The organism is Achromobacter veterisilvae, from assembly GCF_037619525.1.
Lineage (GTDB): Bacteria > Pseudomonadota > Gammaproteobacteria > Burkholderiales > Burkholderiaceae_B > Achromobacter > Achromobacter veterisilvae.
Genome location: NZ_CP148753.1, coordinates 532,366 through 546,266, shown reverse-complemented (window position 1 = coordinate 546,266; position 13,901 = coordinate 532,366). Strand labels below are relative to the sequence as shown.

Below are 13,901 nucleotides of genomic sequence, written 5' to 3'. Positions count from 1 at the left end.
CATGGCAAGAGATGTCATCCTGCGCGAAGTGGGCCTGCGCGACGGCCTGCAGAGCGTCGCCACTTTCGTGGAAACGGCCGACAAGCTGGACTGGATACGGCGCGAGGCGGCCGCCGGCGTGGCCGAAATCGAAGTCACTTCCTATGTGCCGCCCAAGCTGCTGCCGCAGTTCGTCGACGCCGAGGCGGTGACCACGGAATCGCTGCGCATCCCGGGGCTGACCGTGGCCGCGCTGGTGCCCAATTCACGTGGCGCGCAGCGCGGCCTGGAACTGGGCGCGCACAAAATCAACTTTGTGATGTCGGTCAGCGAAACGCACAACATGAAGAACGTGCGCCGCAGCCGCGAAGAGTCGCTGGCGGACTTCCGCAATATGGCCGAATTGGCGCGCGCGCAACCCGAGGCAACCCGGCCCGTGCTCTGCGGCGGGCTGGCGACGGCGCTGGGCTGCTCGTATGAAGGCGACGTGCCCGTGGCGGACGTCGTGCGCTACGCGGTGGCCTTGGCCGAGGCCGGCGCCGACGAGCTGATCATCCCCGACACGGTGGGGTACGCCAACCCGGCCCTGGTGCGCCGAGTCTTCAAGGCCGTGCTGGCCGAGGTGGGCGCGCTGCCGGTGGCGGCGCACTTCCACGACACCCGCGGCACGGGCCTGGCCAACCTCCTGGCGGCGCTGGATTGCGGCGTGCGGGCGTTCGACGCCTCGCTGGGCGGCCTGGGCGGTTGTCCTTTCGCGCCCGGCGCCACGGGCAACATCGTCATGGAGGACGCCGCCTACATGCTGGAGTCCATGGGCGTGGACACGGGCATCGACCTGGCGGCGCTGCTGGAGGTGCGCGAGGTGCTTCGGCGCGCCATCCCGGACGTGACGCTCTATGGCGGCCTGGCGCGCGCCGGCCTGCCCCGCGGCTTCACCCCGGCCAGCGCTCGGCTTGCCGCCTGATCCTCCACAACCTCATCTACCGGACCCATCATGGACACCATTTCGCCCAACAGCCTGGACAACCTCGCCATGCCCCTGGGGGAGGACTACGCCGACGTGCGCGACAGCGTGCGGCGTATCTGCGAACAATTCCCCGGCGAGTACTGGCGCCGCCTCGAAGAAGACGACCGCTATCCGGATGAATTCGTCCGCGCGCTCACCGAGTCGGGCTATCTCGCCGCCCTGATCCCCGAGGAATACGAAGGCAGCGGCATGCCCTTGCGAGCGGCCGCCGTCATCCTGGAGGAGATCCATGCGGCGGGCTGCAACGCCGGCGCCTGCCACGCGCAGATGTACACCATGGGCACGCTGCTGCGCCACGGCAGCGCCGAGCAGAAGGCCCGCTATCTGCCGGCCATCGCGCGCGGCGAACTGCGCCTGCAGGCCTTCGGCGTCACCGAACCCACCAGCGGCACCGACACCACGCGCCTGAAGACGCGCGCGGTGCGCGATGGCGACAGCTATGTCGTCAACGGCCAGAAGGTGTGGACGTCGCGCGCCCTGCAATCCGACCTGATGCTGCTGCTGGCCCGGACGACGCCTTACGAGGAGGTGGGCAAGAAGAGCGAGGGCCTGTCCGTTTTCCTGGTCGATATTCGCGAGGCGCTGGGCAAGGGCATGGAGATCCGGCCGCTGAAGGCCATGATCAATCACAACACCACCGAAGTGTTCTTCGACAACCTGCGCATTCCCGCCGACAGCCTGATCGGCGAGGAAGGCAAGGGCTTTCGCTACATCCTGGACGGCATGAACGCCGAGCGCATCCTGGTGGCGTCGGAAGCGATCGGCGATGCGCGCTGGTTCATCCGCACGGCCGCCGCCTACGCCAGCGAGCGGCGCGTGTTCGACCGGCCCATCGGCCAGAACCAGGGCATCCAGTTTCCCATCGCGCGCGCCTATGCCGAGACGCAGGCCGCCGACCTCCTGCTGCGCAAGGCGGCCACCTTGTTCCAGGCGGGGCTGCCCTGCGGCGACGAAGCGAACATGGGCAAGATGCTGGCCTCCGAGGCGTCCTGGCACGCGGCCGAGGCCTGCCTGCAGACGCATGGCGGCTTCGGCTTCGCGCGTGAATACGACGTGGAGCGCAAGTGGCGCGAGACCCGGCTGCTGCAGATCGCGCCGATCTCGACCAATCTCATCCTCTCCTATATCGGCCAGCACATCCTCGGCATGCCGCGTTCGTTCTGAACCCGCGCCCTTCATAAGGAACCCACCATGACCGGACTCACCCAGGCGCTGGCCGCCTACGTCGCCCACCCCGAACTCGGCCCGCGCCGGGCGCAGGCCGAGAGCATCGCTCGCCAGGGCATGACCGACACGATCGCCGTGGCATTGGCCGCCCGCGACGAAGCCGTGACCCGCATCGCGCTGGACTACGCCCGCGGCCAGGCCGGCCCCGCCGAGGGCGGCGCGCCGCTGTGGTTCGGCGGCGAGGCGCTGCCTCCCGCCCGGGCGGCCTTCGTCAATGGCGTGGCCAGCCATGCGCTGGATTACGACGACGTGGCGCTCTCGGGCCATCCCAGCGCGGCGCTCACCGCCGCCATCCTGGCGCAGGGGCATGCCCAGGGCGCTTCGGGCCGCGATTGCCTGCTGGCCTATATCGTGGGCTACGAGGTCTGGGCCGAGCTGGCCTCGCGCGAGCCCGACCCGTACCACATCAAGGGCTGGCATCCGACCGCGGTTTTCGGCACCGTGGCGGCCACCGCCGCGCTCGCCCGCCTGCGCGGTTTCGAGGCGCCGGTCGCGGCGCGCGCGCTGGCCATCGGCGCCAGCCTGGCCAGCGGCCTGGTCGCCAATTTCGGCACCATGACCAAGCCGCTGCACGCGGGCCGGGTGGCGGCGCAGGCCTTCGAAGCCGTGACGTTGGCGGGCCTGGGCCTGACCGCCGCGGACGACGCGCTGGAGCATCACGCGGGCTTCCTGGCCGCGCTGTCGCCGCGCGGGCAGGTCGACCGCGAACGCCCATACCGGCCCGGCGAGCCCCGCATCCTGGCCACCGGCCTGTCCATCAAGAAGTACCCGGTCTGCTACTCGGGCCACCGCATCATCGACGCCGTGATCGACATCGCGCGCGAGGCGGACCTGGACGCCGCGCAGGTCGCCCGCGTCCGGGTCGGCATCGGGCGGGCGCAAGCGTCGATGCTGCGCAATGCGGCGCCGGTCACCGCGCTGGAGGCAAAGTTCAGCGCCCAGTTCGCGGTGGCGGCCGCGCTCCTGCGGCGCAAGGTGGGCCTGTCCGAACTGGACGACGCCTTCGTCAACGAGCCGGCCATGCGCGCCCTTTACGGCAAGGTGGAGATCGGGATCGTCGAAGCGCCCGACCCGGAGGATTCGGCCTTCTCGCGTTACGACACGGTAGACATCGATATGCGCGACGGGCGCGTCCTGCGCTCCGGCGAGGTCCGCTATCCCCGCGGCCACGCGCACCTGCCGTTGGCGGAGGCGGACCTTCGCGCCAAGTTCGAGGACTGCATGGCCGTCTGGCGCCGCCAGGCCGGAGGGGACACATCGTCGCTGCCGTCCGCCGGCGCGCTCTACGACCGGCTCGCGAGCCTGGCGCAGATCGACGACGTCCGCACCCTGTTCCGGGGCTGAGCCATGACGATCGCCGACACGATACCCTGGTCGCTGGAGCTGCATACGCTGGCCGGGCGCTTTCCGGACGGCGTGGCCGTCGACGACGGCCAGGGCCGGCTGACGTTCTCCGAACTGAACGCGCGGGCCCATGCCCTGGCGCGCGTGCTCGCCGAGGACGGCGCCGGCCCGGGCGCATGCGTGGGCATCTATTTGCCCAACGGCCGCGCGGCCGTCTGGGCCGATTACGGCGCCACCGTCGGCGGCGTGTGCCTGGTGCATCTGAACGCGGCCTACACGCGGGAGGAGATCCGCTGGAGCCAGCGCCTCACGCCGATGAGCCATATCGTCACCGACCGGGCGCATGCCGACACCGTGCGCGACCTGGGCGCCCGCCTCATCCTCTGCGAAGACATCGCGCCGCTGGCCGAGCCATCGGTGCTGCCGGCCGTTCCGGCGGGGGACTGGGGGCGCATCATTTTCTCGTCAGGCACCACGGGCAAACCCAAGGCGCTGGTGTACGACCAGGGAAGGCGCTGGCTGGCCGCGGTCATGCTGCGCGCCGTGCTGCCCTTTACTCCCGGGCCGGGCTCCCGCGTGTTGCTGATGACGCCCTACGTGCACGGCGCGTCCATGCAGGCCCGCGCCTGGATGGACTATGGCGGCACGGCCCTGCTGCTCAATGGGGTGGACCTGGAGGCGGCCGGGCAGGCGCTGCGCGGCGGCACGCTGGATGCGGTGTTCGCGCCGCCCACCGTGCTGGCCAAGCTGGCCGCGGCGTTCGAGGGCGAGCACTTTCCCGGCGTGCGCTGCGTGTTCACCGGCACGCAGACCCTGACCCCCGGGCTGTACGCCAAGGCGCGCGCGCTGTTCGGCCCGCGCGTGCGCGTGACCTACGGCAAGAGCGAGAACGTCAATCCGATCACGGTGCTGGATCCGGAGGCCACCGAAGCCTGCTTTGCCGCCGGCGACGGGGAGGGCGCGTGCCTGGGATGGCCGGCGCCCGGCGTGCAACTGCGCATCAATGCGCAAGACGAGATCGAGCTGCGCTCGCGCCACATGTACATCGGCCACGTCGACGAGGGCGGCTTTCATCCGCCCGATGCCGACGGCTGGCACCGTACCGGCGACCTGGGCCGCATCGACCCTCAGGGCCGATTGTGGCTGCTGGGCCGCATGGCCGACGTCATCAAGAGCGGCGGCTACAAGATCTATCCCGACGAGATCGAGGGGGCGCTGGCCGGCTTGCCGGGCTGCGGCGAGATCTGCGTGGTCGCGCTGCCGTCGGACTACTGGGGCGAGGTCATCGTAGCGGTGGCCGAGCGGGCCGGCGAGGGTTGGCGGCAGGCCGCGAGCCAGCGGGTCGCGGGATTGGCCCGCTACAAGCATCCGCGCGCGCACGTGGAGGTCGAGGCCCTGCCGCGCAACCCGCAGGGCAAGATCAGCCGCCGGGCGGTGCGCGACCTGGTGCTGTCGGCCTACGCCTTGCGCGACGGCCCCTATCCCGAACTGCACGCGCGGTGAAGGCGGCGGGCGCCGGGGCGCCCGCGAACTGGCGCCCCTCAGTCGACCCGGGCGTTGGATGTCTTGACCGCCTGGCCCCAGACCGCGATCTCGCGCGAGATGAACTGGCGCGTATCGGCGGGGCTGTACGACACGGTTTCCGCGCCCAGCACGGCGAGCTTCTCTTGCAGTTCGGGGCGGCTCAGGGCCTTACGCACGACGGCGTTGAGCTGGTCGACGATGGGCTTGGGCGTGCCCGCCGGCGCCAGCAGCGCGATCCAGGCCTGCGCCTCGTAGCCCGGCACGCCTTCGGCCGACACGGGCCTGGCCTGGGGAAAGGCGCGCGCGGGTTCGCGGCCGCCCACGGCCAGCACCTTGAGCACGCCGGACTGCACGTGCGGCATGATGGCCGGCCCCGCCTCGAACATCATGGCCACGTCGCCGCCGATCAGGCCGGTGAGCGCGGCCGCCGCGCCGCGGTAGGGAACGTGGGTGAGTTCGAGGCCGGCCTGGCTCTTGAACATTTCCATGGCCAGGTGATTGGTCAGGCCGCTGCCGCCCGAGCCGTAATTGAGCTGGCCCGGGCGTTGCTTCACGTACGCCTCCAGCTCGCGCACATTGTTGGCCGGGAAGTCGGCGCGCACCACCAGGAAGAGCGGCACCATGGCCACCAGCGCGACCGGCTCGTAGTCTTTTTCGACGTTGTAGGGCAGCTTGCTGTAGAGCCCCGGATTGATGGCGACGGGGCCGCTGGCCGTCATCAGCAGTGTGTAGCCGTCGGCCTCGGAGCGCTTGCCCGCCTCCATGCCGATGATGCCGCCTGCGCCGCCGCGGTTGTCGACGAAAAAGGATTGCCCCATGGCATCGCCCAGCTCCTGGCCGATCGCGCGGGCGATCACGTCCGTGGTCTGTCCGGCCGGGTACGGCACGATGATCTTCACGGCGCGTTCCGGATAGGCGGCCTGCGCGGCCCCCATTCCGAGGCCGGCGCTCAGCAGCAATCCTGCAATCAATCCGCGCATGCTCAGTCTCCTCTGGTGGTTTTCAATGCCGTTATTTTTATATACGTACATAAACATAGCACCTGTAGGTGCCTATGTACGTATATTGTTATGGTGCGACGCGGAAAATCCGGGGAGGCCGGGAATCGCGGGGTGTCAGGGCAGGACCACGACCTTGCCGGTATGCCTGCGGGTCTCGACGGCTTCGTGGGCGCTGGCGATGTCGTCCAGCGCGTAGGGATGGATCGCGGGATGGCACAGCGCGCCGGCCGCCAGCCAGTTGCCCAGTTGCTCGACCGCGCGCTGCTTGAGCGCGGCCGGCATGGTGTACACGAGCAGGAACGACAGTTGAAGATTGCGGCGCATCAGGTCCCGGACTGGGATCGCGGGCCGCAGCTCGGTGTCCGACGCGTAGGCGGCGATATGCGCGCCGTTGGCCGCCAGCGCCAGATTGCTTTGCAGGTTGCCGGCGAAGTCCAGGTCGATGAAGGCGTCGAAGTCCTCGCGGCCCTGCCGCGCCAGCCACTGCCGGGCGGCCGAGGGCAGATCCTGCCCGCGCGGCACGGTGTCGATGCCGGCCGCGGCGGCGGTCCGCGCCTGTTCGGCGTTCGACACGCTGGCCAGCACGCGGGCGCCGCGCAGGCGTGCCATCTGCGCGGCATAGAAGCCCACGGCGCCCACCGCGCCATGCACCAGCACGCAGCGTCCGGCGCCGGCGTCGATCCGTTCGCAGGCATGCCAGGCCGTCAGGGCGGGCACGCCCAGCGCCGCGCCGACGCCGAAGGGCACGTCGTCTGGCAGGGTAACGGCGAGATGCTGGGGCACCGTGACCCATTGCGCGGCGGTGCCGCAGGGGCGGTCGAGCTGGCATTCGTATAGCCAGACCCGCTGGCCCAGGCGGGCCGGGTCCACGCCTTCGCCCAGCAGGTCGATGGTGCCGGCGCCGTCCTGGTGCGGGATGGTGCGCGGCCAGGGGTTGGGCCGCGCTCCCGTGCCGCCGCGCGTCTTGACGTCGGACGGGTTGACGCCGGACGCCGCGACCCGCACGCGCACCATGCCGGGCCCGGGGGCTTCCTCCGGCATCTCGCCCAGGCGCAGCACTTCGCTCGCCGCGCCTCGCGTTTCATAGTAGGCAGCCTTCATCCCGGTCTCCTCATGTGTCTATCGGTTGGGCAGGCCCAATACGGCCTTGGCCACGATATTGCGCTGGATTTCGTTGGATCCGCCATAAATGGTGGTGACCAGCGATTGCAGGAATGGGGCGCATGGAACCAGTGAGGTGCCGTCCGTCATGGGAATGCCGGTCCAGGTCCCGCCGGCCTCGTCGGCCCAGCGCACGATTTCGCGCGCGATGCGCACATAGGTTTCCGTGGCCAGGATCTTCAGCCCGGACACCGACGGCGGCAGCAGGTCGCCGCGGCGCACGATGTCGGCGAAGAGGCCGTAGAACGCTTCCAGCTCGCGCACCGCGCCGAGCAGTTGCGCGTAGGTCTGGCAGAACTCCGGCTGTTCGAACAGGGACTGGCTTTCGGCCAGTTGCTCCAGGTGGTGCAGCGCCTGGCGCGACTGCTGCGGGCTGCCCGCGAAAATGCGTTCGTAGCCGAGCAGATCCTTGGCGATGGTCCAGCCCATGTTGAGTTCGCCGACCAGGTTGCCCGCCGGCACGCTCACGTCCTCGAAGAAGACTTCGCAGAACTCCTGTTCGTCGACGATATTGGTAATGGGCCGGATGGTCACGCCCGGCGTCTTCAGGTCGATCAGCAGGAAGCTGATGCCGGCCTGCGGCTTGACGGTCTTGTCCGTGCGCACCAGGGCGAAGATATGGGTGGCGTCGTGCGCCAGCGTGGTCCAGATCTTCTGGCCGTTGACGATGTAGCGGTCGCCTTCAAGGCGGGCCTCGGTGCGCAGCGAGGCCAGGTCCGAACCGGCGTTGGGCTCCGAGTAACCCTGGCACCAGATGTCCTCGCCCGAGAGGATGCGCGGCAGGTAGCGCGCCTTCTGTTCCGGCGTGCCGTGCTGGATCAGCACCGGGCCGAGGTTGATGATCCCCTGGTCGGGCAGGCGGGCGGCGCCCCAGCCTTCCATCTCTTCGAAGAAGACCAGCAGCTTGGCTGGCGACAGCGCCATGCCGCCATGTTCGCGCGGCCAGGCCGGCGCCAGCCAGCCCTTGCGGGACAGGGTCTGGTACCAGTCGCGGACTTCGCGCAGCCGCAGCCGGCGCGGCACGTGGCGCAGGTGCTGCGGGTAATGGGCGCGCAGGAAGCCGCGCACCATCAGGCGGAAGCCTTCGTCGCTCATGGCGTTGTAGTCGTCGCCCGAGGCGGCCTGGCCGTCGGCCAGGGCGGCCTCGCCGTCCGGGTGGCGCAAGGCCAGGTAGCGGGCCTGCAGGTTGCGCGGGCTGCCGAGCCAGGAGGCCGCGTGCAGGGCCCGCTTCAGATACAGGCCCACGTCGTACTCGTCGGTGTAGCCGATGGCGCCGTGCAACTGCACGGCCTCGCGGCACAGGCCGATGACGCGCTCGGCGATCCGGGCCTTGGCCAGCGCCGCCACGCGCGGCAGGGAAGCGGGGTCGTCGCGCACCTCGCGATAGCTGTCGGCCAGCAGCGCGCCGCAGACCATCACGCCGACGTAGGCGTCCACCATGCGGTGCTGCAAGGCCTGGTTCGCGCCGATCGCGCGGCCGAACTGCACGCGGGTCTTGAGGTAGTCCAGCGTGAGGCAGAACACGCGCCGTGCGATGCCGAGAAGCTCGCTGCACTGGAGCAGCCGCGTGAACTCCAAGGCCTGCTGGCAGACCGTGTCCACCTCGCCGCCTTCCGCGATCATGCGGGAGGCGGGCAGGTGCGCGTCCAGGTGCAGGGTGCACAGCATGCTGCCGTCCACCCGGGATTCCGTTTCCACGTTGACGCCGGGGTCGTCGGGCCGCACCCAGACCAGGGTGGGGGATTCGCCCAGGCGGGCATGGACCAGCCAGCCCGTCGCGCCGGCCGGCGCCACCCAGCGCTTGGTGCCGACCAGGTGCATGCGGTCGCCGGCGCAATCGACCGAGGTGGAGACCGAGGTGGGAATGAGTTCCCCGGGATTCTCCTGCCAGGCCAGGCCCGCCACGGTCGAGCCGGCGATGGCATCGCGCAGCAGTTCCGCCGCCAGCGGATGGCCGGCGAAGGCCGGCAGCACCAGCGTGGCCATGGCGCCGCCCAGATAGGGCTCCGGCAAGGGCGATTCGCCCACGGCGGTGGCGATCGCGCCCAGCACGTCGATCTCCAGCCCCAGGCCGCCCTGGGCTTCGGGCACCGTCACCGAAGTCCAGCCGGCTTCGGCCAGGGCGCGCCAGGCGCCGGGCTCCCAGCCGGGGCTGGCGCCGCGCAGCGCGCGCAATCTCGTCAAGGGCGAAACCTGGGCCAGTATGCCGCTTGCCGCCTCCATGAATTCGGCGTGCCGGGGCAGGGGGCCGAAGAGCGAAAAAGAATCGAGTGCCGTCATCATGGTCCTTCAGCGTGGCGTCGTGGCCTGGAATGGGAATGCCAAATTCTAGGTTCGGGCCGGCGGGCGATTCATAAGGCAGCGTTGAGAGCAGCTATTACAAAAGCCGTGTGATGAGGCGGCGCGATCCTCCCTAGAATTCCGTATCAATCCAGACAAGCCTGAACGGCGAGGAGACAAGAAATGCGTGCAGCAATTGCCCGGCTGGCGTTGTGCCTGGCCGCCGCCAGCGTGGCGGCGGCGTCGGTGGCGGCGGAAGCTCCGGTGGAGCGTATCGTCGTGCCCTATGCCGTGGGGGGCGTCACGGACCTGTACGGGCGCGTGCTCGCCGAACGCCTGGCGGCTGCGCAGGGCGCGCCCATCCTGGTCGACAACCGCCCGGGCGGCGGCGCGGCCATCGGCACGTCCCATGTCGCGAAGAGCCCGCCGGACGGCCGCACGCTGCTGCTGGGCAGCGTCGGCACGGCCACCAACCCCGCCATGATCAAGGCCTTGCCCTACGACCCGCGCGACATCGTGCCGGTGGCGCAGGTTGCCGTCAGTCCGCTCATTCTTTACGTGCGGGCCGACCTGGCGACCGACGTGCGCCAGTTGATCGATTACGCGCGCAAGTCCCCGCGCGGCCTGTCCTTCGCGAATTCCGGCGTGGGGTCCAGCCCCAACCTGGCCGCGGCGCTGTTCGCCCGCGAACTCGGCCTGCAGGTCACCCATGTCGCCTATCGCGGCACGTCGGCGGCCATCAACGACCTGTTGGGCGGGCAGGTCGATGCCTACTTCGACACGCTGCAGGCCATGACGCACGTCAAGGCCGGCCGCATCCGCGCGCTGGCGGTGGCCGCGCCGGAACGCCTGGAGCAGGCGCCCGACCTTCCCACCCTGGACGAGCTGGGCGTGCGCGACGTGTACGCGTCGAGCTGGTGGGGGATCTTCGTGGCGTCGGGCACCTCGAAAGAGGGCGTGCAGGCCTTGCAGAAGCGGCTGCGCGCGGTGATCGACGAGCCCATCGTGCAGCAGCGGGCCCGGGAAATGGGGGCCATAGCCGTCTTCCGCGACCAGGCCGACTTCCAGCGCTTTTTCGACAGCGAGGTGGCGCGCTGGAGCGCCATCATCGCCGCCGAGAATCTCTCGGCCCAGTAGACCCATGGCAAAACCGAGCGAAGCCCCGGACTGGGATCTGCGCGCCCTGAGGATCTTTTCGCTGGTGGCGCGCAGCGGCAGCATCACCAAGGTGGCGATCGACCTGGGCGTGAGCCAGCCCGCCATCAGCCGCTACCTGTCGATGCTGGAAAAGCAGTGCGGCGGCTATCTCTTCACGCGCAATGGGCGCGGCGTCGGCCTGACCGAACTGGGCAAGCAGGTGCAGCCGGTGGTCGAGCAGGTGCTGGCCAGCGCCAGCGACCTGAACGACGTCATCGCCGCCGCCCACGGCCGGGTCTCGGGAACGGTCCGCATCGGCACGCTGCCGTCGTTGAGCAATGCGCTGATCGTGCCCTTGCTCTTGAGGCTGCAGCGCGAGTACCCGGCCATCCACGTGCAGATCGTCGAAAGCGCCGCGGGGCAGATCGAAAGCTGGCTCCAGCGCCGCGAGATCGACATCGGCCTGCCCTACCGCAGCCACGACGCGCTGGGCAGCGACGAAGACGTGCTGCTGCGGCTGCCGTCCTATCTGATCGGCCCGCCCGGCGACCGCATCACCGCCGCGCGCCAGGTGCCGTTCTCCAGGCTGGACGGGCTGCCGCTGGTGCTGTCGCGCAAGCCGTCCTCGGTGCGCATGATGTTGGACGAGATGGGCCGGCGCAATGGCGTGGACATCCGCGTGACGGTGGAAGCCGATTCGGGCTTCATCCAGAAGCAGATGGTGGTCAAGCGGTCCGGCTACACCTTGCTTCCCTGGCATTTCGTGGCCGCCGAAGTCGAGCGCGGCGAGCTGCAGGCTTCCGAGATCGTCGAGCCGTCGGTCGTGCGCATCGTGTCGCTCATGCTGACCGACCGCCCCACGCAGGCGGTGAAAGTGGTGACCGCGCTGCTGAGGGAGATCGTCAGCGAATCGCTCGCGCAACTTGACGCGTTGCCGCCCGAGGCAACGTGAAAACAAACGGGCCCGTCCTCTCCGGCGGGCCGCAAGGAGACAAAAAAATGATCCGATTCTTCAAACGCGCCTGCGTGCTTGCGCTGGTGGCCTGCTCGGCCCAGGCGGCCTATCCCGACAAGCCCATCCGGATGGTCGTGCCCTTCGCGCCGGGGGGCGGCGCGGACCTGACCGCCCGCGTGGTCGCCGAAACCCTGTCCAAGAAACTCAAGCAGCAGGTCATCGTCGAGAACAAGGCGGGCGCCGGCGGCCTCATTGGCGCGGCGGCGGTGGCCCGCGCCGACCCGGACGGCTACACGCTGCTCTACACCACGCCGGGCCAGCAGATGACGCTGCCCTACCTGGTGAAGAACATGCCCTACGACCCCGACGAGCTGCGCCCGGTCTCGCAGGTGTCGCTGGCTCCCAGCGTGCTGGTGGTCAATACGAAGCTGGGCGTGAAGAACCTGGAGGAACTGATCGCGCTGGCCAAGAAGCGCCCGGGCGAACTCAATTACGTCAGCGCCGGGATCGGCGCCAGCAGCCACCTGAACGGCGAGCTGCTGCAGATCCTGGCCGGCATCCGCCTGCAGCACGTTCCCTACAAGGGGACCGGCGAAGCGGTCAGGGACCTGGTCGGCGGCAACGGCGACCTGGCCATCGACACCGTGGGCATCTATACCGGGTTCATCAAGGACAAGCGGCTCATCCCGCTGGGCGTCACCACGCCCAACGAAGTGCCGATCCTGCCCGGCGTGCCGCCCCTGTCCAAGACGCTGCCGGGCTACGACGCGTCGCCGGTGAACTACATCTCGGTGCCCAAGGCCACGCCGGAGGCCATCGTGCAGCAACTGGCCAAGGCCTTGCAGGCCACCATCGCCGAACCCGGCGTGAAGGAAAAGATGCTCGAACAGGGCATCCTGGCGATCTCCAATACGCCCGAGGAAATGGCGGAACTGCTGCGCAAGGAGCAGGCGCGCTGGCGCGAGGTCATCAACCAGGCCGGCATCGCAGAAAAGTAGTTTCCCGGAGTCTTGAGCATCATGGCATCGCAGCAGTCCCACCCGCTTTCCCACATCCGCGTCCTCGACCTGAGCCGCGTCCTGGCCGGCCCCTGGGCCAGCCAGACGCTGGCCGACCTGGGGGCGTCCGTCACCAAGATAGAGCAGCCCGGCGTCGGCGACGACACGCGCGCCTGGGGGCCGCCCTTCCTGGAGCGCGGCGACGGCTCGCGCTCGAACGAATCGGGCTATTACCTGATCTGCAATCGCGGGAAGCGGTCCGTCACGGTCAACCTGAAATCGCCGCGCGGGCAGGCGCTCATCCGCAGGATGGCGCGCGACGCCGACGTCGTGCTGGAGAATTTCAAGGTCGGCACGCTGGACCGGCTGGGCCTGGGCTATGAACAACTGCGGGCCGAGAACCCGCGGCTGGTCTATTGCTCCATCACGGGATTCGGCCAGACCGGCCCGCGCGCGCAGCAGCCCGCCTATGACTTCATGATCCAGGCCATGAGCGGGCTGATGAGCATCACCGGGGAATCGGACGACCGCCCCGGCGGCGGGCCGATGAAGATCGGCGTGCCCATGGTCGACCTCATCACCGGCCTGTACGCCAGCAACGCCATTCTTGCCGCGCTGGCCCGCCGCGAGGTGAGCGGCGAGGGCGAGCATATCGACATGGCCATGCTGGACGTGGGCGTGACGCTGCTGGCCAACCAGGCCATGAACTACCTGTTGACCGGCAAGGTGCCGCCGCGCCGCGGCAACCGCCATCCCAATATCCAGCCGCAGCGCGTCTACGAATGCCGCGACGGGCGGATCATCATGGCCATCGGCTCGGATTCGCAGTTCGCCAAGCTGTGCCGCGTGCTCGGCCACCCCGACATGGCCGCCGACGAACGCTTCAGCACCAACGCCGCGCGGGTGGTCAACCTGCCGGTGCTGGATCCCTGGCTGGACGAACAACTGATCCAGCACGACAAGGCGCCCTTGCTGGCGGCGCTGGAGCGCGAAGGCGTGCCGTCGGCGCCGATCAACTCCATCGGCGACGCCTTCGAGGATCCCCAGGTCGTCCATCGCGGCATGCGCTTTTCGGTCCCCCATCCGGACGGCATGGAGATGCCGCAGGTCCGCAGCCCGTTCCGCTTCCGCAATACCGAGCTGCGCCTGGAGGACGGCCCGCCCACCCTGGGCCAGCATACGGACGAGGTCCTGGCCGAGCTGGGCCTGACGGCCGCGGACATCGCCGAACTGCGCAACGAACAAGCCATCTGACATCCGACTTCAAC

11 protein-coding genes are annotated in these 13,901 nt (G+C 69.5%); 8 read left to right on the top strand and 3 right to left on the bottom strand.

The window, feature by feature from the left end; all coding sequences use genetic code 11:
* Position 1 precedes the first annotated feature (1 nt).
* The 4 genes from WHX56_RS02490 (at position 2) to WHX56_RS02475 (ending at position 5,080) form a co-directional block, all read left to right on the top strand.
* Positions 2 to 943: a hydroxymethylglutaryl-CoA lyase gene (locus tag WHX56_RS02490; RefSeq protein ID WP_338880239.1), complete on the top strand. Its 942-nt coding sequence runs from the start codon at positions 2 to 4 to the stop codon at positions 941 to 943.
* A 69-nt stretch (positions 944 to 1,012) separates the two neighbouring features.
* Positions 1,013 to 2,170, top strand: a complete 1,158-nt coding sequence (locus tag WHX56_RS02485) for an acyl-CoA dehydrogenase family protein (protein WP_420909865.1) — start codon at positions 1,013 to 1,015, stop codon at positions 2,168 to 2,170.
* Between the two features lie 27 nt (positions 2,171 to 2,197).
* Positions 2,198 to 3,577, top strand: a complete 1,380-nt coding sequence (locus tag WHX56_RS02480) for an MmgE/PrpD family protein (protein WP_088446706.1) — start codon at positions 2,198 to 2,200, stop codon at positions 3,575 to 3,577.
* 3 nt (positions 3,578 to 3,580) lie between these two features.
* The gene (locus tag WHX56_RS02475; RefSeq protein WP_075873466.1) at positions 3,581 to 5,080 is read left to right on the top strand and encodes a class I adenylate-forming enzyme family protein; all 1,500 of its coding nucleotides are present in this window, start codon (positions 3,581 to 3,583) and stop codon (positions 5,078 to 5,080) included.
* A gap of 38 nt (positions 5,081 to 5,118) precedes the next feature.
* Here WHX56_RS02475 and WHX56_RS02470 read toward each other — a convergent pair whose 3' ends face one another.
* The 3 genes from WHX56_RS02470 to WHX56_RS02460 all read right to left on the bottom strand — a co-directional run bounded on the left by WHX56_RS02470 (position 5,119) and on the right by WHX56_RS02460 (position 9,546).
* Positions 5,119 to 6,081 (bottom strand): tripartite tricarboxylate transporter substrate binding protein, encoded by a 963-nt coding sequence (locus tag WHX56_RS02470; RefSeq protein WP_338880233.1) that lies wholly within the window; start codon positions 6,079 to 6,081, stop codon positions 5,119 to 5,121.
* 135 nt (positions 6,082 to 6,216) lie between these two features.
* Positions 6,217 to 7,203 (bottom strand): NADPH:quinone reductase, encoded by a 987-nt coding sequence (locus WHX56_RS02465; protein ID WP_338880231.1) that lies wholly within the window; start codon positions 7,201 to 7,203, stop codon positions 6,217 to 6,219.
* Between the two features lie 18 nt (positions 7,204 to 7,221).
* Positions 7,222 to 9,546: an acyl-CoA dehydrogenase family protein gene (locus WHX56_RS02460; RefSeq protein WP_338880229.1), complete on the bottom strand. Its 2,325-nt coding sequence runs from the start codon at positions 9,544 to 9,546 to the stop codon at positions 7,222 to 7,224.
* 180 nt (positions 9,547 to 9,726) lie between these two features.
* Between WHX56_RS02460 and WHX56_RS02455 the strand changes: the two genes are divergently transcribed.
* The 4 genes from WHX56_RS02455 to WHX56_RS02440 are packed head-to-tail and all read left to right on the top strand — an operon-like array spanning position 9,727 to position 13,887.
* Positions 9,727 to 10,680, top strand: a complete 954-nt coding sequence (locus WHX56_RS02455) for a tripartite tricarboxylate transporter substrate binding protein (RefSeq protein WP_338880227.1) — start codon at positions 9,727 to 9,729, stop codon at positions 10,678 to 10,680.
* Between the two features lie 4 nt (positions 10,681 to 10,684).
* Positions 10,685 to 11,632: a LysR family transcriptional regulator gene (locus tag WHX56_RS02450; protein WP_129244067.1), complete on the top strand. Its 948-nt coding sequence runs from the start codon at positions 10,685 to 10,687 to the stop codon at positions 11,630 to 11,632.
* A gap of 47 nt (positions 11,633 to 11,679) precedes the next feature.
* The gene (locus tag WHX56_RS02445) at positions 11,680 to 12,633 is read left to right on the top strand and encodes a Bug family tripartite tricarboxylate transporter substrate binding protein (RefSeq protein WP_338880224.1); all 954 of its coding nucleotides are present in this window, start codon (positions 11,680 to 11,682) and stop codon (positions 12,631 to 12,633) included.
* A gap of 21 nt (positions 12,634 to 12,654) precedes the next feature.
* Positions 12,655 to 13,887: a CaiB/BaiF CoA-transferase family protein gene (locus tag WHX56_RS02440; protein WP_338880222.1), complete on the top strand. Its 1,233-nt coding sequence runs from the start codon at positions 12,655 to 12,657 to the stop codon at positions 13,885 to 13,887.
* The last annotated feature ends 14 nt before the right edge of the window (positions 13,888 to 13,901 follow it).